Origin of the sequence: Agromyces sp. Marseille-P2726 (assembly GCF_902809835.1) — a bacterium.
Lineage (GTDB): Bacteria > Actinomycetota > Actinomycetes > Actinomycetales > Microbacteriaceae > Agromyces.
This window is the reverse complement of sequence record NZ_CADDWM010000014.1, coordinates 387,875-407,828: the sequence shown is the minus strand read 5'-3', so window position 1 is coordinate 407,828 and position 19,954 is coordinate 387,875. Positions and strand designations below refer to the sequence as shown.

Genomic DNA, 19,954 nt, shown 5'->3' with positions numbered 1-19,954 from the left:
CTCGATCAGGCGCTCCGCGCCGCCGCGACCACTGCTCGGGTCAGCTGTAGCTGCCCGGCGTGTAGTCGTCGCTCGAGAACGCGTCGAAGTCGACGAAGCTGAGGTCGCCTTCGGCGAACGCCGCGTCGTCGGCGAAGATGCGGTTCGGGTAGCGCTCCGCCTTCGCCTCCTCGGTGGGCTCGACCACGACGTTCCGGTACTTGGCCAGGCCGGTACCCGCGGGGATCAGCTTTCCGATGATCACGTTCTCCTTGAGGCCGACCAGCGGGTCGCTCTTGCCCTCCATGGCGGCCTGCGTGAGCACGCGGGTCGTCTCCTGGAAGGACGCGGCCGACAGCCACGACTCCGTCGCGAGCGAGGCCTTCGTGATGCCCATGACCTCCTGACGCGCGGACGCCGTGCGCTTGCCCTCGGTGAGCGCAGCACGGTTGATCTCGTTGTACCGCGAACGGTCGACGAGCTCGCCGGGCAGCAGCTCGGTGTCGCCGTGGTCCACCACGGTGACCTTGCGGAGCATCTGGCGGACGATGACCTCGATGTGCTTGTCGTGGATCGGCACGCCCTGCGAGCGGTACACATCCTGCACGCCCTCGACCAGGTGCTTCTGCACCTCGCGCACGCCCTTGACCCGGAGGACCTCCTTCGGGTCGACCGTGCCGACGATCAGCTGCTGGCCGAGCTCGACGTGCTGCCCGTCTTCTACCAGCAGCGTCGAACGCTTGAGCACGTTGTACGCGATCGGCTCGTCGCCGTTGTCGGGCGTGAGGATGACCTTGCGCTGACGCTCGGTCTCGTCGATCGTGATGCGACCGGCGGCCTCGACGATGGGCGACGCACCCTTGGGGGTCCGGGCCTCGAAGAGCTCCTGCACGCGGGGAAGACCCTGCGTGATGTCGTCGGCCGAGGCCGAACCACCGGTGTGGAAGGTGCGCATCGTCAGCTGGGTACCCGGCTCACCGATCGACTGGGCCGCGATGATGCCCACGGCCTCGCCGATGTCGACGAGCTTGCCGGTCGCGAGCGAGCGACCGTAGCACTTCGCGCAGACGCCGACGGCGGACTCGCAGGTGAGGACCGAGCGGACCTTGATCGACTCGACACCCGCGGCGATGAGCTCGTTGATGAGCACGTCGCCGACGTCGGAGCCGGCCTCGGCCACGACCTCGCCCTTCGCGTCGACCGCGTCCGCGGCCAGCGAGCGGGCGAACACCGAGTTCTCGACGTTGGGGTCGCGGACGAGGTTGCCCGAGGCATCCGTCGTCGCGATCGGCAGGTCGAGGCCCTTGGTCGTGCCGCAGTCGTCCTCGCGGATGATGACATCCTGCGAGACGTCGACCAGACGACGGGTCAGGTACCCCGAGTCGGCCGTGCGGAGCGCGGTGTCGGCGAGGCCCTTGCGGGCACCGTGCGTGGCGATGAAGTACTCCGCCACGCTCAGCCCCTCGCGGTACGAGGAGATGATCGGACGCGGGATGATCTCGCCCTTCGGGTTGTTCACGAGGCCTCGCATGCCGGCGATGTTGCGCACCTGCAGCCAGTTACCGCGAGCACCCGAGGTCACCATGCGGTTGATGGTGTTGTCGGTCGGGAAGTTCTCCTGCATGGCCTTGGCGACCTCGTCGGTGGCCTTGGTCCAGATCTGGATGAGCTCCTGACGGCGCTCGAGGTCGGTCGTGAGACCCTTCTCGAACTGCGACTGCACCTTGGCGGCCTGCTTCTCGTACTTCGAGACGATCTCGCCCTTGGTCGGCGGGGTCACGATGTCCGAGAGCGCAACCGTCACGCCGGAGCGGGTCGCCCAGCGGAAGCCGGCGTCCTTGATGCGGTCGAGCGTCGCCGCGACCTCCGTCTTCGGGTAGCGCTCGGCGAGGTCGTTGACGATCGACGAGATCTGGCCCTTGCCGGCCTGCGCGTTGAAGTACGGGTAGTCCTCGGGCAGCGCCTCGTTGAAGAGCGCACGACCGAGCGTCGTCTCGAGCAGGAACGGCTTGCCTGCCTCGAAGCCCTCGGGCTCCTCGCCCTCGGCGAAGGTCAGCCCTTCGAGGCGGATCTTCACCTTGGCGTTGAGGTCGAGCGCGATGTCGCCCGGGCGGTTCTGGTCGAACGCGAGGATCGCCTCGGCGATCGACGAGAACGCACGACCCTCACCCGGTGCGCCGTCCTTCTGCGTCGTCAGGTGGTGCAGGCCGATGATCATGTCCTGCGAGGGCAGGGTCACCGGACGGCCGTCCGACGGCTTCAGGATGTTGTTCGACGCGAGCATGAGGATGCGGGCCTCGGCCTGCGCCTCGACGGAGAGCGGCAGGTGCACGGCCATCTGGTCGCCGTCGAAGTCCGCGTTGAATGCGGCACACACGAGCGGGTGAAGCTGGATGGCCTTGCCCTCGACGAGCTGCGGCTCGAACGCCTGGATGCCGAGGCGGTGCAGGGTGGGCGCACGGTTCAGCAGCACGGGGCGCTCGCGGATGATCTCCTCGAGCACGTCCCACACCTGCGGACGCGAGCGCTCGACCATGCGCTTGGCAGCCTTGATGTTCTGCGCGTGGCTGAGGTCGATGAGGCGCTTGATGACGAACGGCTTGAACAGCTCCAGCGCCATCTGCTTCGGCAGGCCGCACTGGTGCAGCTTCAGCTGCGGGCCGACCACGATGACCGAACGGCCCGAGTAGTCGACGCGCTTGCCGAGCAGGTTCTGGCGGAAGCGGCCCTGCTTGCCCTTGAGCATGTCGCTCAGGGACTTGAGGGCGCGGTTGCCGGTTCCCGTGACGGGGCGACCACGACGACCGTTGTCGAACAGCGCGTCGACGGCCTCCTGCAGCATCCGCTTCTCGTTGTTCACGATGATCTCGGGAGCACCGAGGTCGAGCAGGCGACGGAGGCGGTTGTTGCGGTTGATCACACGACGGTAGAGGTCGTTGAGGTCGGATGTCGCGAAGCGACCACCGTCGAGCTGCACCATGGGGCGCAGCTCGGGCGGGATCACCGGCACGACATCGAGCACCATCGCGGCGGGCGAGTTGCCCGTCGAGAGGAACGAGTTCACGACACGCAGTCGCTTGATGGCGCGGATCTTCTTCTGGCCCTTGCCCTCGGCGATCTGCAGGTGCAGGTCGTCGGCCTCGGCCTGGAGGTCGAACGCCTCGAGCCGCTTCTTGATGGCCTCGGCGCCCATGTAGGCATCGAAGTACATGCCGAAGCGGTCCTGGAGCTCGTGGAAGACCGAGTCCTCGGGCTTCAGGTCGCCGACCTTGAGGGTGCGGAAGTCCTCCCACACGCGCTCGAGGTGCGCGATCTGCTCGTCGGCGGCCTTGCGGACGCCGGCCATCTCCTTGTCGGCCGCGGCCTCGGCGCGCTTGCGCTGGTCGCTCTTGGCGCCTTCGGCCTCGAGCTCGGCGAGCTCGGCCTCCTTGCGGCTCATGAGCTCGGCGATGCGCGCGTCGCGCTGGTCGCCGATCGTCTTGATCTCGAGCCGGATCTCGTTCTCGAGACCGGGAAGGTCGGCGTGCCGGCCCTCCTCGTCGACGTCGATCACCATGTACGCGGCGAAGTAGATGACCTTCTCCAGGTCCTTCGGCGCCATGTCGAGCAGGTAGCCGAGGCGCGACGGGACGCCCTTGAAGTACCAGATGTGGGTGACGGGGGCGGCGAGCTCGATGTGGCCCATCCGCTCACGGCGCACCGAGGACTTCGTGACCTCGACGCCGCAGCGCTCGCACACGATGCCCTTGAAGCGCACGCGCTTGTACTTGCCGCACGCGCACTCCCAGTCGCGGCTGGGTCCGAAGATCTGCTCGCCGAAGAGGCCGTCCTTCTCGGGCTTGAGCGTGCGGTAGTTGATGGTCTCGGGCTTCTTGACCTCGCCATAGGACCAACGACGGATGTCGTCGGCGGTGGCCAGACCGATGCGAAGCTCGTCAAAAGTGGTTGCGTCGAGCAATTTCTCTCCTAGAAAGTCTCTGTCGTCGTTCTGGCCGTGGATCAGATCTCGTCGATGTTCGACGACTCGAAGCGCGCGGAGATGTTGATGCCGAGCTCCTCCGCAGCGCGGAATGCCTCGTCATCGGTGTCGCGCAGGCTCACCGCCGTGCCGTCGGCCGAGAGGACCTCGACGTTCAGGCAGAGCGACTGCATCTCCTTCATGAGCACCTTGAAGGACTCGGGGATCCCGGGCTCCTGGATGTTCTCGCCCTTGACGATCGCCTCGTACACCTTGACGCGGCCGAGGATGTCGTCGGACTTGATCGTGAGGAGCTCCTGCAGCGCGTACGCGGCGCCGTAGGCCTCGAGGGCCCACACCTCCATCTCGCCGAAGCGCTGGCCGCCGAACTGCGCCTTCCCACCGAGCGGCTGCTGGGTGATCATCGAGTAGGGACCCGTGGAGCGGGCGTGGATCTTGTCGTCCACGAGGTGGTGCAGCTTCAGGATGTACATGTAGCCGACCGACACCGGGTACGGGAAGGGCTCACCCGAGCGGCCGTCGAACAGCTGCGTCTTGCCGCTCGAGTCGATGAGGCGCTCGCCGTCGCGGTTGGGGAGCGTCGAGTCGAGCAGACCCGCGATCTCCTCTTCGAGCGCACCGTCGAACACAGGGGTCGCGACCTTCGTGCCCGGCTCGGCCTCGTGCGCCGCCTCGGGCAGGCGCTTGGCCCATGCCGGGCTGCCGTCGACCTTCCAGCCCTGCTTGGCGACCCAGCCGAGGTGGGTCTCGAGCACCTGGCCGAAGTTCATGCGACCGGGGATGCCGAGCGGGTTCAGGATGACGTCGACCGGGGTTCCGTCGGCGAGGAACGGCATGTCCTCGACCGGCAGGATCTTCGAGATGACGCCCTTGTTGCCGTGGCGGCCGGCGAGCTTGTCGCCCTCGGTGATCTTGCGCTTCTGGGCGATGTAGACCACCACGCGCTGGTTCACGCCCGAGCCGAGCTCGTCGTCTCCGTCCTGCGCGTCGAACACCTTCACGCCGATGATCGTGCCCTGCTCACCGTGCGGCACCTTCAGCGACGTGTCGCGGACCTCGCGGCTCTTCTCGTTGAAGATCGCGCGGAGCAGACGCTCCTCGGCCGAGAGCTCGGTCTCGCCCTTGGGCGTGACCTTTCCGACGAGGATGTCGCCGGGACGCACCTCGGCGCCGATGCGGATGATGCCGCGCTCGTCGAGGTCGGCGAGCAGGTCGGGGCTCACGTTCGGGAGATCACGCGTGATCTCCTCCTTGCCGAGCTTGGTGTCGCGCGCATCGACCTCGTACTCCTCGATGTGGATCGACGAGAGCACGTCGTCCTTCACGAGGTTCTGGCTGAGGATGATCGCGTCCTCGAAGTTGTGGCCCTCCCATGGCATGAACGCGACGAGCAGGTTCTTGCCCAGCGCGAGCTCGCCGTTGTCGGTCGCGGGACCGTCGGCGATGACCTCGCCGACCTCGACACGGTCACCCGTCGAGACCACCACGCGGTTGTTGTACGACGTGCCCTGGTTGGAACGGTCGAACTTGCGCAGGTAGTAGGTCTGCGTGCCGCCCTCGTCGAGCTGCACGGTGACCGAGTCGGCCGAGACCTCGGTGACCACGCCGGCCGCGTCGGCGGTGATCACGTCACCGGCGTCGATCGCGGCGTAGCCCTCCATGCCGGTGCCGACGAACGGCGCGTCGCTGCGGAGCAGCGGCACCGCCTGGCGCTGCATGTTCGCACCCATGAGGGCGCGGTTGGCGTCGTCGTGCTCGAGGAACGGGATGAGCGACGTCGCCACCGACACCATCTGGCGCGGCGAGACATCCATGTACCCGATCTCGTCGGCGGGGAAGAGGTCGACCTCGCCGCCCTTCTTGCGGGCGAGCACGCGGTCTTCCACGAAGTGCCCGTCGGCCTTCAACGGCGCGTTGGCCTGGGCGACGATGTAGTCGTCCTCCTCCATCGCCGTGAGGTAGTCGATCTGGTCGGTGACCTTGCCGTTCACGACCTTGCGGTACGGCGTCTCGATGAAGCCGAACGAGTTGATGCGCGCGAAGGACGCGAGCGAGCCGATGAGGCCGATGTTCGGGCCTTCGGGCGTCTCGATCGGGCACATGCGGCCGTAGTGCGAGGGGTGGACGTCACGGACCTCGACGCCGGCGCGGTCACGCGAGAGACCGCCGGGGCCGAGCGCCGACAGGCGGCGCTTGTGCGTGAGGCCGGCCAGGGGGTTGTTCTGGTCCATGAACTGCGACAGCTGCGACGTGCCGAAGAACTCCTTGATCGCGGCGACGACGGGTCGCACGTTGATCAGGGTCTGCGGGGTGATCGCCTCGATGTCCTGCGTCGTCATGCGCTCGCGCACGACGCGCTCCATGCGGCTGAGGCCGGTGCGCACCTGGTTCTGGATCAGCTCGCCCACGGCGCGGATGCGGCGGTTTCCGAAGTTGTCGATGTCGTCGACGTCGAGACGGATCTCGACGTCCTTGCCACCGCGGCGGCCGGGGATGGTCGTGCGCTCGTCGTGCAGGGCGACGAGGTACTTGATCGTGGCCACGATGTCCTGCACCGTCAGCACCGAGTCGGTGAGCGGCGCCTCGAGGCCGAGCTTGTTGTTGATCTTGTACCGGCCGACCTTGGCGAGGTCGTAGCGCTTCGGGTTGAAGTAGAAGTTGTCGAGCAGCGCTCGCGCGGCCTCGGCGGCGACCTGCTCACCCGGACGCAGCTTGCGGTAGATGTCCTTGAGCGCCTCCTCCTTGGTGAGGATGTTGTCCTTCTCGAGGGTGAGCGCGATCGACTCGTACCCGGCGAACTCCTCGAGGATCTCCTCGCTCGTGAGGCCGAGGGCCTTCAGGAAGACGGTCACCGACTGCTTGCGCTTGCGGTCGATGCGCACACCGACCTGGTCGCGCTTGTCGATCTCGAACTCGAGCCAGGCACCGCGGCTCGGGATGACGCGAGCCGAGTAGATGTCCTTGTCGCTCGTCTTCTCGGGCGTGCGCTCGAAGTAGACGCCGGGCGACCGCACGAGCTGCGACACGACGACGCGCTCGGTGCCGTTGATGACGAAGGTGCCCTTCGGGGTCATGAGCGGGAAGTCGCCCATGAACACGGTCTGGGTCTTGATCTCACCGGTGAGGTGGTTCATGAACTCGGCGTTCACGTACAGCGGAGCCGAGAAGGTCTTGCCCTTCTCCTTGCACTCGTCGATCGTGTACTTCGGCGGCTCGAGCTCGGGGTTGGTGAACGAGAGCTGCATGGTCTCGCCGAGGTCTTCGATGGGAGAGATCTCCTCGAAGATCTCCTCGAGACCACTGGTCTCGGGCAGGTCCTGGCGGCCGGCCTCGATCGCCGCCTCGACGCGCGCCTTCCACGCGTCACTGCCGACGAGCCAATCGAAGCTCTCGGTCTGGAGGGCGAGCAGATCAGGTACGGTGAGGGTGTCGGTGACCTTTGCGAACGAGAGGCGGCTTGCACCGCGTCCGTTCTTGGGGGTGGGCGTGGTGGCGTTGCGCGCAGCAGCCAAGTGAATAACCTCCAACGGCCCCGTCGGGCCGGTTCACTGTCGGTAGCGGAGAGTAGTACCCCTCAGACGTTGCGAGCGCTCGAGGTCATGAACCCCGGCGCGCAGGAGCCGACCGCAATATGAAGGCATGGTGGGTCTGGGAGCGCAAAGGTTAACTATATGCGGATCGGCGCGTCGTGTCCAGTCGATTCTTGATTTGTGCGCCAAACTCGGGTATAACCCGCGAGGTCCCCGCCGGTTCGGGTTCTGCGGGGGCCTCGCGGCGCTCGTTGCCGACCGGCCCGCGCCTGCGGTGATCCCCCAGCGCTCCGTGACACGATGCAGGCATGGCTCCGCCCCGGATCGAGTTCGAGCCCGACGTGTTCTCGAAGTCGGGTCTCACCCTGCTCGTCGAGGGAACCGCGCAGTCGCACGTCGACGTCGATGACCCCGCGCACCTGTTCTTCGAGTACGTGCGCCGCATCGGCCACGTGCTCGACACGGTGCGCGGCCCCGGCGAGCCGATCAGGGCGCTGCATCTCGGGGGCGGCGCGCTGACCCTGCCCCGCTACGTGGCGGCGACGCGCTCGGGCTCCTCGCAGGTCGTCGTCGAGCACGACGCCGAGCTCGTCGAGACGGTGCTCGACCGCCTCCCGCTGCCCGCCGGCGCCGAGATCGAGGTGCACGTCGCCGACGCGCGCTCGGCACTCGGGCAGCTGACCGCCGAGGCGCCGTTCGACGCGGTGGTGGTCGACCTCTACACGCGCCTGGATGCTCCGGCCTTCGTCGACCAGCCGTCGTTCATGGGCGGATGCCTCGAGCTCGCCGCTGCCGACGGACTCGTCGTCGTCAACGTGGCCGACGCCCCCGGCCTCACCCGCCTTCGGGCCCAGACGCGCGCGCTCGCTCAAGCCGACCCCGACGCGGAGCTCCTCGTCGCCGGAGACCCGTCGGTGCTCTCCGGCGTGGAGGAGGGCAACGCCATCCTCGTGGCGGCCCACGGCGGCATCCCCGACCGGGTGGCCGCCCGTCTCGCCGCGGGCGGTCCGTTCCCGGTGGAGGTGCTCACCGGGCACCGCCTCGACGCCGCACTCTGGGGGGCGTCCTGAGCCGAACCCGCACGTCACGTGTTGCCGGATTCGGGGATCCTGCGAGGACTCGGCGAGTCGAGAGCGCCGATGCGGCGTGTCGCGGGGATCCCCGAATCCGGCAACACGGCACGTGGGCGGGGTGGCCCTCGACGAGCGGATGCCGGCCGGGAAGCACGGGTAGCGTGGCATCCGTGCCAGACCTCGAACGCCGCCTCGCCGTGAGCGGCCACCTCGCCCGCCTCGAGGAGTCCCGGAGCGTTCCCGGGTCGTGGACGCTCTACGTCGACGGCACACCGCAGTCGCACGTCGAGCTCGACAAGCCCGAGTGGCTCGGGTTCGAGTACGTCCGCCGTATCGGCCACGCCGTCGACCTCGTGCGGCCGCAGCACGAGCCCATCACTGCGGTGCACCTCGGCGGCGGCGCGCTCACCCTCCCCAGGTACGTCGCCGCCACCAGGCCGGGATCGCGCCAGCAGGTCGTCGAGCTCGAGTCCGAGCTGGTCGACCTCGTGCGCGAGCACCTGCCGCTGCCGCGCGGGGCCCAGGTGCGCGTGCGGCACGGCGACGCCCGCGAGGTGCTCGCCAAGCTGCCTTCGGGGCTCGACGGCGTGGTCGACGTCGTCGTCGTCGACATCTTCTCGGGAGCCCGCACACCCGCACATGTCACGAGCACGGAGTTCTACTCGCTCATGGCACCGCGCCTGGCGCCCGGCGGCATCGTCGCGGTGAACGTCGCCGACGGCGCCGGTCTCGCCTTCGCTCGGTCGCAGGCGGCCACGCTGGCGCACGTGTACCGGCACGTGGCGATCGCCGCCGACCCGACCATGCTGAAGGGCCGGCGCTTCGGCAACGTCGTCATGTACGCCTCGCACGACGAGCTGCCGTTCGCAGGCCTCCCGCGTCGGCTCGCGAGCGATCCGGCGCCGGCGAAGCTGGTCGACGGCGACGAGCTCCGCCGGTTCATCGCGGGTGCCCCGGTGGTGACGGATGCCACGGCGATCCCGTCGCCGCCGCCGGCCCGCGCGGTGTTCCTCGCCAAGCCCGGCGCCTGAGCTCGTTCTCGCTGCGCGTCCGCACGGAGCGCGAACGCCGCGGAGCGCGACGAACGAGCGGCCCGATCCGATCCCGAGCCGACCGCAGGTCAGCCCGAGGTACGCACCCGGCTCGGCGCCGACTCGTTCCAGACGCGGTCGAGCGCGGTCACCGCATACGTGTACTCCGCGCCCGCCGCCGCCGAGGTGTCGACGAAGCGCTGCACCACCCCGTGCTGCGCGCGCACCGTGGCGACGAGGTTCCCGGCATCCTCGACGTCGATGTCCGAGACGCGACCGTCGGCACGGTAGACGGCGAACGACGTCGCCCGCACGCTCGGCGGCGCGGCATCCGCCCACTGCAGTGCGACGCCGCCTTCGACCACCTTCGCCTCGGCGAGCACCGGTGGTCGCACGGCCGTCGCCGGCAGCCACCCCATGGCCGGCACGATCGCCGGCCGCGAGTAGTGGTCGGCCAGCACGCGTGACATGGCGCCCTTCGGGTCGGCGGGCACGTGGTTGGCGGAGAAGTACACGTTGCCGTGCACCGGGGTGCCGGCGGCATCGAGCTCGCGGTCGAAGGTGAGGTGGTTCGAGAGCTCGGCCGGGTCGGTGAACACGCCCGAGGTCACCTTGTAGAGCGCCTCGCCGATGTAGAGATGGGTGCCGGATGTCGCGGCGACCTCGGCCCACCACGGCACGAGCTTCAGGTAGTCGGCCACGGCGAGCCCGAACTGCCAGTAGATCTGCGGGTTGATGTAGTCGAGCCAGCCCTCGAGCACCCACTTGCGCGTGTCGGCGAACTGCAGGTCGTACGACTGCGAGCCGCCGGTCTCGGAACCGAGCGGGTCGGTCGCGCGGTTGCGCCAGATGCCGAACGGGCTGATCCCGAACTTCACCCACGGCTTCATCGCCTTGATGCGCTGCGAGATCGAGTGCACGAACGTGTCGACGTTGTTGCGCCGCCAGGCGGCGACGTCGTCGAAGCCCGCACCGTGGGCGGCGAAGGTCGCGTCATCCGGAATCACCTGACCGGCGACGGCATAGGGGTAGAAGTAGTCGTCGAAGTGCACGCCGTCGAGGTCGTAGTGCTCGACCGAGTGCAGGATGGCCTGCTGGATGTGCTCCTGCACCTGGGGCAGACCCGGGTCGAAGTAGAGCTTGCCGCCGTAGGCCCAGATCCAGTCGGGGTGCACGCGGGCCGGATGCTCTGGCACGAGCTTCGAGGGGTCGGCCTGCATGGAGACCCGATAGGGGTTGTACCAGGCGTGCAGCTCGAGGTTGCGGCGGTGCGCCTGCTCGACGATGAACGCGAGGGGGTCGTAGCCCGGGTCCTGCCCCTGCACGCCCGTGAGGTACTGCGACCACGGCTCGAGCGGGCTGGGCCAGAACGCGTCCGCCGTCGGGCGCACCTGCACGAACACCGCGTTCAGGTTGAACTGCTCGGCCACGTCGAGCCAGTGCAGGAACTCGGCGCGCTGCTCGTCGGCGCTGAGGCCGGTTCGGCTCGGCCAGTCGATGTTCACGACCGACGAGATCCACATGGCTCGCAGCTCGCGCTTGCGGGGGCCGCAGGCGGTGGTGGCCGCTGCCGCCTCCGCGCCGAAGGCGGGCGCCGGCGACATGGCGCCGACGGTGACGGTGAAGGCGGATGCCGCGGCGCCGGCCACCGCCAGCGTGAGGAAGCCACGGCGATCGAGGCCGAGGCCGGCGGGGTGGTCTGCGGGCGGGTGGTCGAGGGGCATCGTCGGTCCTCCGTTGGTCGCTGGCATTGGCGGTACGGAAGATACTTCCAGAGGCGACGCAGTCTGTGAAGAGTTGCTTCCAAACGCTCCGACCCGAGGCGAGCCCTCCCGACCTCAGGCGTGGCGGAAGCGCACGCCCTGCCCCGGACGCAGCTGGGCGACCGCGTCGAGCGAGCTCCGCGCGACGATGGCGATGACGGGATACCCGCCCGTCACGGGCCGATCGGCGAGGAGGATGGTCGGCTGTCCCCCGCTCGTGACCTGGATGGACCCCGCCACGGTGCCCTCGCTCTCGAGCTCGCCCGCACGCTGCCGATCGAGGACCGGTCCGACGAGGCGTGCCCCGATGCGATCGGCCTGCTCCGAGAAGCGCCACACGGTCTCGAAGAGCGCCGTGTGCGCGTCCTCCGTGAACCAATCGGCCCGCGGCCCGGCGTGCAACTCGAGGGTCACGGCATCCTTGGGCGGCGGGAATGCCGCGTCCTGATCGACGATGGGCAGGGATGCCGCAGGCTCGGGTCCGATGTCGATGACCTGCCCGGGCACGACGGGGTCGGGTCCGAGTCCCGCGAGCGTGTCCCGCGAACGCGATCCGAGCACGGCGGGAACGTCGAGGCCGCCACGAACGGCGAGCAGGTAGCGGATGCCGCGTTCGGCCGGTCCGATGTCGAGCACGGCTCCATCGCGGGCAGGGGCCGCCGTGTACGGCGCGATCGTGCGCCCGCCGAGGCGGATGCTCCCCCACGCACCCGTGACCGCGAACCACGCCTCGCCCTCGAATCGCGCGCGGAACCCGCCGACGAGCAGCTCGAGTGCCGCCTCGCCGTCGGGGTTGCCCACGAGCCGGTTCGCGAGGGTCAACGCAGCGCGGTCGAGCGCGCCGGATGCCGCGACCCCGAGATGCGCGAGGCCTGGGCGCCCGAGGTCCTGCACGAGCGCGAGGGCGCCCGGCTGCTCGATCCGCAGGCGGGTCATGGCGAGCCGATCGCCTCGAAGCGGATGCGTCGGCCGGGCGCGAGCAGCACGGGCTGTTCGGACTCGGGATCCCACAGCGACACGTCGGTGCGCCCGATGAGGCGCCAGCCGCCCGGGCTCTGCCGCGGATAGACGCCTCCGAAGACTCCCGCGAGCGCCACGGCGCCGGCGGGCACCCGGGTGCGCGGCGAATCGAGCCGCGGCACCTCGAACGGCCAGTCGTCACTCACGAGGTACCCGAAGCCGGGGGCGAAGCCGACGAACGCGACCCGCCACTCCGCTTCGGTGTGCCGGGCGACGAGCGCCTCGGGCGAGATGGCGAGCAGCGCCGCCGTTGCGGCGAGGTCGTCGCCGTCGTAGGCGACCGGGATGGTCACGGGCTCCGATCGTGCGCCGACCGCGCGCGAGCGGGGCTCGGCCGGGATGCGTCGGACCCAGGTCGCCACCGACTCGAGCGGGATGACGGCGGGGTCGATCGCGACCAGGATCGAGCGTGCGGCGGGGACGAGCTCGACGACGCCGCGCGGAGGCTCGGCCTCGAGTGCGTCGTGCAGGGCGAGCACCTCCTCGAGGCTGTCGCACTCGACGAGGAGCGCGGCCTCGCCGCTCGGCAGCAGGCGCCGGCTCATGCGAACGACCGGATCTCGACGCCGGCCCCCTCGAGCGCGGTCCGAACCGCGCGCGCCATCACGACCGCGCCCGGAGTGTCGCCGTGCAGGCACAGCGAATCGGGGGCGAGGGCGACGCGGCTGCCGTCGTCGGCCGTGATCGCACCGGTCTCCGCCAGTTCGATCGCGCGCTCGGCCGCGGCCGACGGGTCGTCGACGACGGCGCCGAGCTCACCACGCGGCACGAGCGAGCCGTCGGCGACGTAGCCGCGGTCGACGAAGGCCTCGCGGGCGAATCGCAGGCCCGCGGCATCCGCAGCTCGCTCGATCGCGCTCATCGGCGGACCCAGGATCGGCAGGGTGGGATCGAACCGGGCCAGCGCCTCGGCGAAGGCGTGGGCTGCGGCCTCGTCGGCGGCGAGGCGATGGTAGAGGGCACCATGGGCCTTCACGTAGCGCACGCGGATGCCGCCGGCCCGCGCGATGGCGTCGAGGGCCCCGACCTGGGCGAGCAGTTCGGCCGCGATCTCGGCGGGACTCGTGTCGAGCGCCCGGCGCCCGAAGCCGACGCGATCGCGGTACCCGGGGTGGGCGCCGAGCGCGACCCCGTTCCGGACGGCGAGCGCGACGCTCTCGGCCATGGTGCGCGGATCGCCGGCGTGGTAGCCGCAGGCGACGTTCGCGCTCGAGACCAGCCCGAACATCGCCTCGTCATCGCCGACTCGCCATGCTCCGAACGATTCGCCGAGGTCGCTGTTCAGGTCGATCGGTTGCGCCACGCTCCCATTCTGCCTGCGGAGCGAGCACACTGGGACCGGGAGGCGGCATGCGGCAGACCAGGCGTGACCGGCGGGGAATCCGCCGCGTGCGCTCCCCGAGTCCGTCGCGGCGGCCCGTCAGCCCGACGACCCGACCGCGTCACGTGCTCGCTGCAGCCGTCGTGGTGCTCACGCTCACGGCCTGCACAGCGCCCGCCGGGTCCGGCCCCAGCGAGGTGCGGTCGACCCCGCCCCTCGGGACCCCGACCTTCACGCCGACGACGCCTGCGCCGCCGCCGCCCGTGCTCCAACCCGCGGGCGGGGCCGAGGTGATCGCCGAGGGCCTCGAGGCCCCGTGGTCGATCCTGCGCCTTCCCGACGGCGGCGTGCTGGTGAGCGAACGCGATTCCGCCCGCATCATCGAGGTGCTGGGCGACGGCCCGCTGCGCACGGCCGCCACGGTCGACGGTGTCGTGCCGGGCGGCGAGGGCGGCCTCATGGGCCTCGCGCACCTGCCCGGCACGGGCGACCGCGCGGCGTACGTCTACGCGTACTTCACCGCGGCATCCGACAACCGGATCGTGCGGATGCCGCTCACGGGCGCTCCCGGCGCACTCGCCCTCGGGCCCGCCGAGGACGTGCTCACGGGCATCCCGAAGGCCGGCAACCACAACGGCGGGCGGCTCGCATTCGGTCCCGACGGCTTCCTGTACGCGACATCCGGCGACGCCGGCGATCGTGATGCGGCCCAGGACCCGGCTTCGCTTTCGGGCAAGATCCTGCGGATGACGCCCGAGGGGCAGCCGGCGCCGGGGAACCCGTTCGGCAACCACACGTGGTCGTTCGGCCACCGCAACCCGCAGGGCATCGCGTGGGATGCGACCGGCGCGATGTGGGCGTCGGAGTTCGGCCAGAACACGTGGGACGAGCTGAACCGCATCGAGCGCGGAGCGAACTACGGCTGGCCGATCGTCGAGGGACAGGCGGGCGATGCGCGCTTCATCGATCCCGTGATGCAGTGGTCGACCGCCGAGGCGAGCCCGAGCGGCCTGACGATCGTGGGCGACACGCTCTTCCTCGCTGCCCTGCGTGGCCAGCGGCTGTGGTCGGTGGCGCCCGCGAGCTCGGGAGGTGAGCTCGCGGCATCCGCGTGGTTCGTCGATGAGCTGGGGCGCCTGCGCGACGCCGTGCCCGGACCAGACGGCGAACTCTGGATCATCTCCAACAACACCGACGGCCGCGGCTCGCCGTCACCGGGCGACGATCGGTTGTATCGGGTGCCGCTCGCCACTGCGGGTTGAGGAGCCGCGCAGCGGCGTCTCGAAACCCGTCGGCTCAGAACCCGCCCACCGCGCGTCGGCGCCGGGGTCTATTCTCATCCCTATGGCGGATCTGGACCGGGTGCGACGGTGGGCCGAGGCTCTCATCGTGATGCATCTCGATCCGGCGGTGTGGTCGTTCGGCTTCGACAACGCCAAGAAGCGGGCCGGCCTGTGCAATTACACCGCCAAGCGCATCTCGGTGTCGCGCTACCTCGCGGCGCGGTACGACGACGACGAGATCCACCAGATCCTGCTGCACGAGGTCGCCCACGCCATGGCCGGGCCGCGCGCGGGTCACGGGCCGAAGTGGGCGGCGATCGCAACAGAGCTCGGCTACGTCGGGCGCCGCACCCACGACGGCGAGGTCGTGCACGAGCTCGCGCCCTGGGTGGGGCGCTGCCCCGCCGGGCACGAGCACTTCCGCTACCGCGAACCGGTCCGTCCCCTGAGCTGCGGCCTGTGCCGCCGTGGCTTCGATCGGGCGAACCTCATCACGTGGCGCCACCGCGAGATCTCGCCGGCGGTGCGACGACGCGCTGCGAGCGCCGCCGCAGGCTGACGAAGGCTGAGGCTCGAGGCGCGGCGATCGCCGCATGCCGAAGGGCGCATGCATGGCGGCGTCGCACGAAGTCGCGGCATCCGACCCCGGTAGGTTGGTCGCATGCCCGTCTCGACCGTGTCACTTCCCGTCGGACAGTGGTTCACCAGCACGGAGGGCACCCGGTGGTGGTTCGACTCGGGGTCGTTCGCGCTCGATTTCGCGTACACCGGAGCGCTCGGCGATGCCTCGATGCAGGAGCGATTGCACGTCCCCGACGAGCTGACGCGTTGGCTTCGCGAGCGGTTCCCGGTGGCCGTGGGTGTCGCGCGAACGCTCGACCTGTTCGACGCGATCAAGCTGCGTGATGCGATCGGCCGGATGGCGCGCGCTGCGGCCCGGGGCGAGGAGCTGCGAACCCCCGACGTCGACCTCGTGAACCTCTACGCCGCCACGCCCGACGTCCCGCCGTCACTGGCGGGCGGATCGCGGCAGGCCGGGCGCTCGGTGCAGGCCGTGGGGCAGGGGTTGTCGACGATCGCCCGCGACGCGGTGGACCTGTTCGACCCCGCGAACGACGGGCGCATCCGCGAGTGCAGCGGCAGCGGCTGCAGTTTCGTGTTCCTCGACACCTCGCGAGCGGCCACTCGCAGGTGGTGCTCCATGCAGCGGTGCGGGAATCGCGCGAAGGTGCGCGCGCACCGGGCTCGGAAGGCCGGGCGGGCCGCCTGAGGTGGGCGCAGCCTGAGGCTGGATCCGCCGTGGCCGACCCGCCGGGCCTACGCCCGGAACACCCCGTCGCGCAGCTCGGGGACGACCCGCGTCACGTCGAGCTGCGTCGCGAGGCGCACCTCGGGCTTGCGCCCCGCCGCGACGAGCTCCGCGCCGCTGCCCGATGCGCCGATGAGATGTACGGCCGCCTGCCGCAGGCCCTCGTACGCCGCCGATGCGACCGCGGCCTCGGGTGAGGTGTGATCCAGGCCCAGCGCGACCAGCGCGTCGACGACGGCCCCCGCCGTGAGCTGGTCCTCGATGGCGAATCGGATGCCGCGACCGTTGTCGGCCGGCTCACCCGCCCCGATCACCGCGACGATCATTCGCTCCCCACGCTCCTCCTGCAGGGCCAGGATCCGGTCGGCGACCGCGGCGCGGTTGCGGAGCGATGCGGCGAGCACGACGAGTTCCCGCTCGGCGACTTCGGCGTCGAGTGCCGCGGCTGCGACCCCCGATGCCGGCGAGTCCTCGCCGTTCTCGGCGGCGACGACGACGAGGGTCGTGAACAGGAGCGCGTCGACGAGCACGGCGACGTGCGCGCCCGCAAGGATTCGGTGGGCCCCGCCCACTCCCCAGTCGAACCGGACCTGGTACTTCGCCTGCCCCGAGGGTGCCGGGTCCGGCGTCGTCGCATCGCTCACCGCGACAGGCTACCGTCGGGCACGGCGGCGTCGCCGACGCGTGACCGAAGATGACGGCGAGCAGCTACCGCACGAGGCATCCCGCCATTGCAGGCCGCGCCCGCTCGGCGTGGAAGGCTACCGACCGCCGCCCATCGTGTCGTACGCGGCGAGTGCTTCCGCGTCGCTCGCGCGTGACGCCGCGCGACGGGCCGCATCCAGCGCCGCCACCGGATCGGGCTCCTGTCGCGCCATGATCAGCTGGCGCTCGCCCTCAGCGAGCCGCGTGCGCGCATCGGCACCGACACGCCCGGCGCCTCGCTCGATGGCGGCGCGAGCGACGCGCAGCTGGCTCTCGGCGATCGCGATCGCTCCGCCGAGCGCACCACGCGCCCCGTCGAGGCGGCCCTGCGCGTTGCGGGCGGCCGCGCGCGCGACCTCGAGCCGGTCGCGCGCGGCCCGGAGTCGGTCCCGATCCGCGAACGGATCGCCCGCCGACTGCGAGCGGGCGATCATGACCGCCGACGCGTCGCCGATCGCGGCACCCAGCGCCGCCTGCGCTGCTGCGTCCTCGGCGCGGTCGCGCTCGTGCCGCGCCTCGACGAGCTCGGCGTCGAGCTCCGCGGCGGCGGCCGCGGCATCCGACTGCGCCTTCGCGAGCTCGAGCTCGACGCCCTCGACCTCGGCGAGATCGCGATCGGCTCGCTCGAGCTGGTCGGTCGCGGTCGAGAGCCGTTCGGCTGCGGGCTCCGACCGCGACATGCGGGCCTCGGCCTCGTCGAGGGCCGAATCGGCTGCGGCGAGCGCCGCGTCCGCCCGCGCGGCCGCGGAGCCGGCGCTGCCGAGGGCGGCGGGCGGGAATCGGGTCGCGAGGCGTTCGAGCGCCAAGGCTGCGTCCTCCCTCCGGCGCTTCAAGCGTGCGGCATCTTCTCGCAGCGCCGGCAGCCCCTCGCCGGCACCGCGCTCCGCCCGTCGACGCGCGGTGAGCGCGGCCTCGGCCTCGTGGATCGCCCCGAGCGACGATTCGCACAGGTGCACGATGCGCGTGCTCCAGGTGCGCCGCTGCTCGGCGCTGTGCGGTTCGGCATCGTCGAGTCGCTGCTGCAGCAGGAACGCCTCGCGGAGGCGCTGCCTGGCCGTCTCGAGGGCGTCGTGCACGTCGCGTGCGACGGCAGGACCGAACTGCACTTCGGCGAACTCGACCTCGCGCTCGGCGTCGCGCACCGCATTGTCGGCCTGCACGATGAGGCCCTTCGCACGCACCTCGAGCGAGCGCCCGGCGTCGAGTGCCGTCCGTTCCCGTCGAGCGCCGAGACGGCGGGCGCCGACCACCGCCCCCACCATGGCCGCACCGGCAGCACCGAAGACGACCAGCGATGGCAACCACCACAGTCCCTCGGGCATGTGGGGAGTCTAGATCCTGAGGATGCGCTCCGACTGGGTGTGCGCGGGCCGGGAATCCATCGCGGACGCTTGGCAGCGCCATCCGGCGGCCATACCCTCGGCACATGCGGGTGCTCCTGAAACTCGAGCTCGATTGCACGCCGGATGCCGCGTGGCGCGCGCTCCGCAGCCCTGCGGTGCTGCGCGAGGTCGTCGCGCCGTGGCTCGACTTCACCTCACTGGAGGACGAAGGCCTGCCCACGCTGTGGCCCGAGGGACGTCATCGGGTTCGCGCGCTCGCCTTCCGGCGCTTCGCGGCCGGCGACGAGCAGGTCGACGTGAGCTACCCGGGCGGGCTGCCGACGGGCGTGCGAATGCTCCGCGATGCAGGCGGCGCGCTCACCGGACCGCTCGCCGTGTTCGACCGCTGGGACCACCGCATGGCCGTGTCGGCGCTGCCGAACGGCCGCACGCTGTACCGCGACCAGCTGCTCGCGCACGCCGGCGCACTCGACCTGGTGGCCTGGTATCCCACGTGGGCGTTCTGGCAGTGGCGAGGGATGCGGCTGCGCCAGCTGGCGCCCGGCTGGTCGTACGATCCGCCCGGCACGGCCGACGCCGAGGCCGCGGCCGCCGCAGCAACCGGGACGGATGGGGCAGCCGCAGGGTCGGCGCGATGAACGACTCGATCGGGGCGTTGCAGCTCGCTGATTGGCGTCGGCGCGTCTTCGGGATGTACGCCGGCGTGCGGCACCTCGGCGTGCACGACCCGGCAGCAGCGCACGAGTTCTGGCGGTCGGCGCGCGACGAGCTCTTCGCGGGGCATCCGCAGTCTCCGCTGCTGCCCGACGACCGGGCCCGCTTCACCGGACTCACGGTCGCGCGCTACGACCCCGACTGGCGCTTCGAGCTCGAGGTGCACCGCGTCGAGGAGCCGCACCGCATCGTCGTCGACAGCGCGACCGACGGACCCATTCCGTTCACACTCGTCGGCACCGTGCGGATCCCCTACCTCGGCACGCTCGACGTCTGGCGACTCGCGGTGTATGGCGGCGGCCTGTTCGTTCCCGTCAAGGACGCCCTCGCCGACGCGGCCGGTGGCACGTACAGCGGCGGCCGATACCTGATCGACACCGTCAAGGGCGCCGATCTCGGCCCCGGGTCCGACGGCGACTCCCTGATCGTGGACTTCAACTTCGCGTACAACCCGTCGTGCGCCTACGACCCGTCGTGGTCGTGCCCCCTGGCGCAGCCGGGCAACACGCTTCGCGCGGAGATCCCGGTGGGCGAACGGATGCCGCGCTGACCCAGTGACCGGCGGTCGAGTAGCGACGCCGCAGGCGACGCGTATCGAGACCTCGTGCGTGCGTCTCGATACGCGTCCGGCTGCGCCGTGCGCTACTCGACGGCCGAGGCGCGCACAGCATGCACGCAGCGGCATCCGCTATCGTGGTCATCGGCGTGCGCTGCGAACGCGCCGCCTGCGTCGTAGAAACGCTTCCGGGCAGGGCCTCACCAGAGGGCCCCCGATGACTCTCATACGGCGAACGGATGCGCCGACCGGCGCCTTCGCCACCTCCCATCGTCGGGCTTCGATCCGCCTCGCGCTTCGCGCGGCGCTCCTCGACCAGCTGACGATGCGCACTGCCTGAAAGGCACC

16 protein-coding genes are annotated in these 19,954 nt (G+C 70.6%); 8 read left to right on the top strand and 8 right to left on the bottom strand.

The annotated features are described in order from the left end of the window. Positions 1-40 precede the first annotated feature (40 nt). Positions 41-3,937 (bottom strand): DNA-directed RNA polymerase subunit beta', encoded by a 3,897-nt coding sequence (rpoC, locus tag HUS56_RS11415; protein ID WP_173923551.1) that lies wholly within the window; start codon positions 3,935-3,937, stop codon positions 41-43. Between the two features lie 41 nt (positions 3,938-3,978). Continuing rightward, the gene (rpoB, locus tag HUS56_RS11410; RefSeq protein ID WP_173923550.1) at positions 3,979-7,470 is read right to left on the bottom strand and encodes a DNA-directed RNA polymerase subunit beta; all 3,492 of its coding nucleotides are present in this window, start codon (positions 7,468-7,470) and stop codon (positions 3,979-3,981) included. A gap of 326 nt (positions 7,471-7,796) precedes the next feature. On the opposite strand from rpoB, the gene HUS56_RS17335 reads away from it, so the two are divergent. Together HUS56_RS17335 and HUS56_RS17330 are read left to right on the top strand one after the other, a co-directional pair. Continuing rightward, entirely contained in the window at positions 7,797-8,558 is a 762-nt protein-coding gene (locus tag HUS56_RS17335) for a spermidine synthase (protein ID WP_173923549.1), read from the top strand. A 173-nt stretch (positions 8,559-8,731) separates the two neighbouring features. Further along, positions 8,732-9,592 carry a spermidine synthase gene (locus HUS56_RS17330; RefSeq protein WP_173923548.1) on the top strand — a complete coding sequence of 287 codons (861 nt, stop codon included), beginning with the start codon at positions 8,732-8,734 and terminating at the stop codon, positions 9,590-9,592. A gap of 89 nt (positions 9,593-9,681) precedes the next feature. Here the strand turns inward: HUS56_RS17330 and HUS56_RS11395 are convergent, their stop codons facing one another. The 4 genes from HUS56_RS11395 to HUS56_RS11380 all read right to left on the bottom strand — a co-directional run bounded on the left by HUS56_RS11395 (position 9,682) and on the right by HUS56_RS11380 (position 13,678). Next, positions 9,682-11,316 carry a glycoside hydrolase family 10 protein gene (locus HUS56_RS11395; protein ID WP_173923547.1) on the bottom strand — a complete coding sequence of 545 codons (1,635 nt, stop codon included), beginning with the start codon at positions 11,314-11,316 and terminating at the stop codon, positions 9,682-9,684. 114 nt (positions 11,317-11,430) lie between these two features. Then, complete coding sequence (locus tag HUS56_RS11390) at positions 11,431-12,291, bottom strand: biotin-dependent carboxyltransferase family protein (RefSeq protein ID WP_173923546.1); 861 nt, start codon at positions 12,289-12,291, stop codon at positions 11,431-11,433. Further along, a complete protein-coding gene (locus HUS56_RS11385; RefSeq protein WP_173923545.1) occupies positions 12,288-12,920 on the bottom strand; it encodes an allophanate hydrolase subunit 1 in 633 nt (210 codons plus the stop codon). The genes HUS56_RS11390 and HUS56_RS11385 overlap by 4 nt, the downstream gene beginning before the upstream one ends. Continuing rightward, positions 12,917-13,678: a LamB/YcsF family protein gene (locus HUS56_RS11380; protein ID WP_173923544.1), complete on the bottom strand. Its 762-nt coding sequence runs from the start codon at positions 13,676-13,678 to the stop codon at positions 12,917-12,919. Before HUS56_RS11380 ends, HUS56_RS11385 begins: the two co-directional genes overlap by 4 nt. Positions 13,679-13,764: 86 nt before the next feature. Between HUS56_RS11380 and HUS56_RS11375 the strand changes: the two genes are divergently transcribed. The 3 genes from HUS56_RS11375 to HUS56_RS11365 all read left to right on the top strand — a co-directional run bounded on the left by HUS56_RS11375 (position 13,765) and on the right by HUS56_RS11365 (position 16,249). After that, on the top strand, positions 13,765-14,958 hold the full coding sequence (locus HUS56_RS11375; RefSeq protein ID WP_254431412.1) for a sorbosone dehydrogenase family protein: 1,194 nt from the start codon (positions 13,765-13,767) through the stop codon (positions 14,956-14,958). Positions 14,959-15,040: 82 nt separating this feature from the next. After that, positions 15,041-15,538, top strand: coding sequence for a SprT-like domain-containing protein (locus HUS56_RS11370; RefSeq protein WP_173923542.1), 498 nt, complete (start codon positions 15,041-15,043; stop codon positions 15,536-15,538). A gap of 102 nt (positions 15,539-15,640) precedes the next feature. Further along, the gene (locus HUS56_RS11365) at positions 15,641-16,249 is read left to right on the top strand and encodes an ABATE domain-containing protein (protein WP_173923541.1); all 609 of its coding nucleotides are present in this window, start codon (positions 15,641-15,643) and stop codon (positions 16,247-16,249) included. Between the two features lie 47 nt (positions 16,250-16,296). On the opposite strand, the gene HUS56_RS11360 is transcribed toward HUS56_RS11365, so the two are convergent. Both HUS56_RS11360 and HUS56_RS11355 read right to left on the bottom strand, forming a co-directional pair. Then, complete coding sequence (locus HUS56_RS11360; protein ID WP_173923540.1) at positions 16,297-16,932, bottom strand: 2-phosphosulfolactate phosphatase; 636 nt, start codon at positions 16,930-16,932, stop codon at positions 16,297-16,299. Positions 16,933-17,049: 117 nt separating this feature from the next. Further along, entirely contained in the window at positions 17,050-18,315 is a 1,266-nt protein-coding gene (locus HUS56_RS11355; protein WP_173923539.1) for a hypothetical protein, read from the bottom strand. A gap of 104 nt (positions 18,316-18,419) precedes the next feature. On the opposite strand from HUS56_RS11355, the gene HUS56_RS11350 reads away from it, so the two are divergent. The 3 genes from HUS56_RS11350 (at position 18,420) to HUS56_RS17425 (ending at position 19,946) form a co-directional block, all read left to right on the top strand. Then, positions 18,420-18,974, top strand: a complete 555-nt coding sequence (locus tag HUS56_RS11350) for a hypothetical protein (protein ID WP_173923538.1) — start codon at positions 18,420-18,422, stop codon at positions 18,972-18,974. Further along, entirely contained in the window at positions 18,971-19,600 is a 630-nt protein-coding gene (locus tag HUS56_RS11345; RefSeq protein WP_173923537.1) for a DUF1684 domain-containing protein, read from the top strand. The genes HUS56_RS11350 and HUS56_RS11345 overlap by 4 nt, the downstream gene beginning before the upstream one ends. A 223-nt stretch (positions 19,601-19,823) precedes the next feature. After that, positions 19,824-19,946 (top strand): hypothetical protein, encoded by a 123-nt coding sequence (locus tag HUS56_RS17425; protein ID WP_256368804.1) that lies wholly within the window; start codon positions 19,824-19,826, stop codon positions 19,944-19,946. Positions 19,947-19,954: the final 8 nt, after the last annotated feature.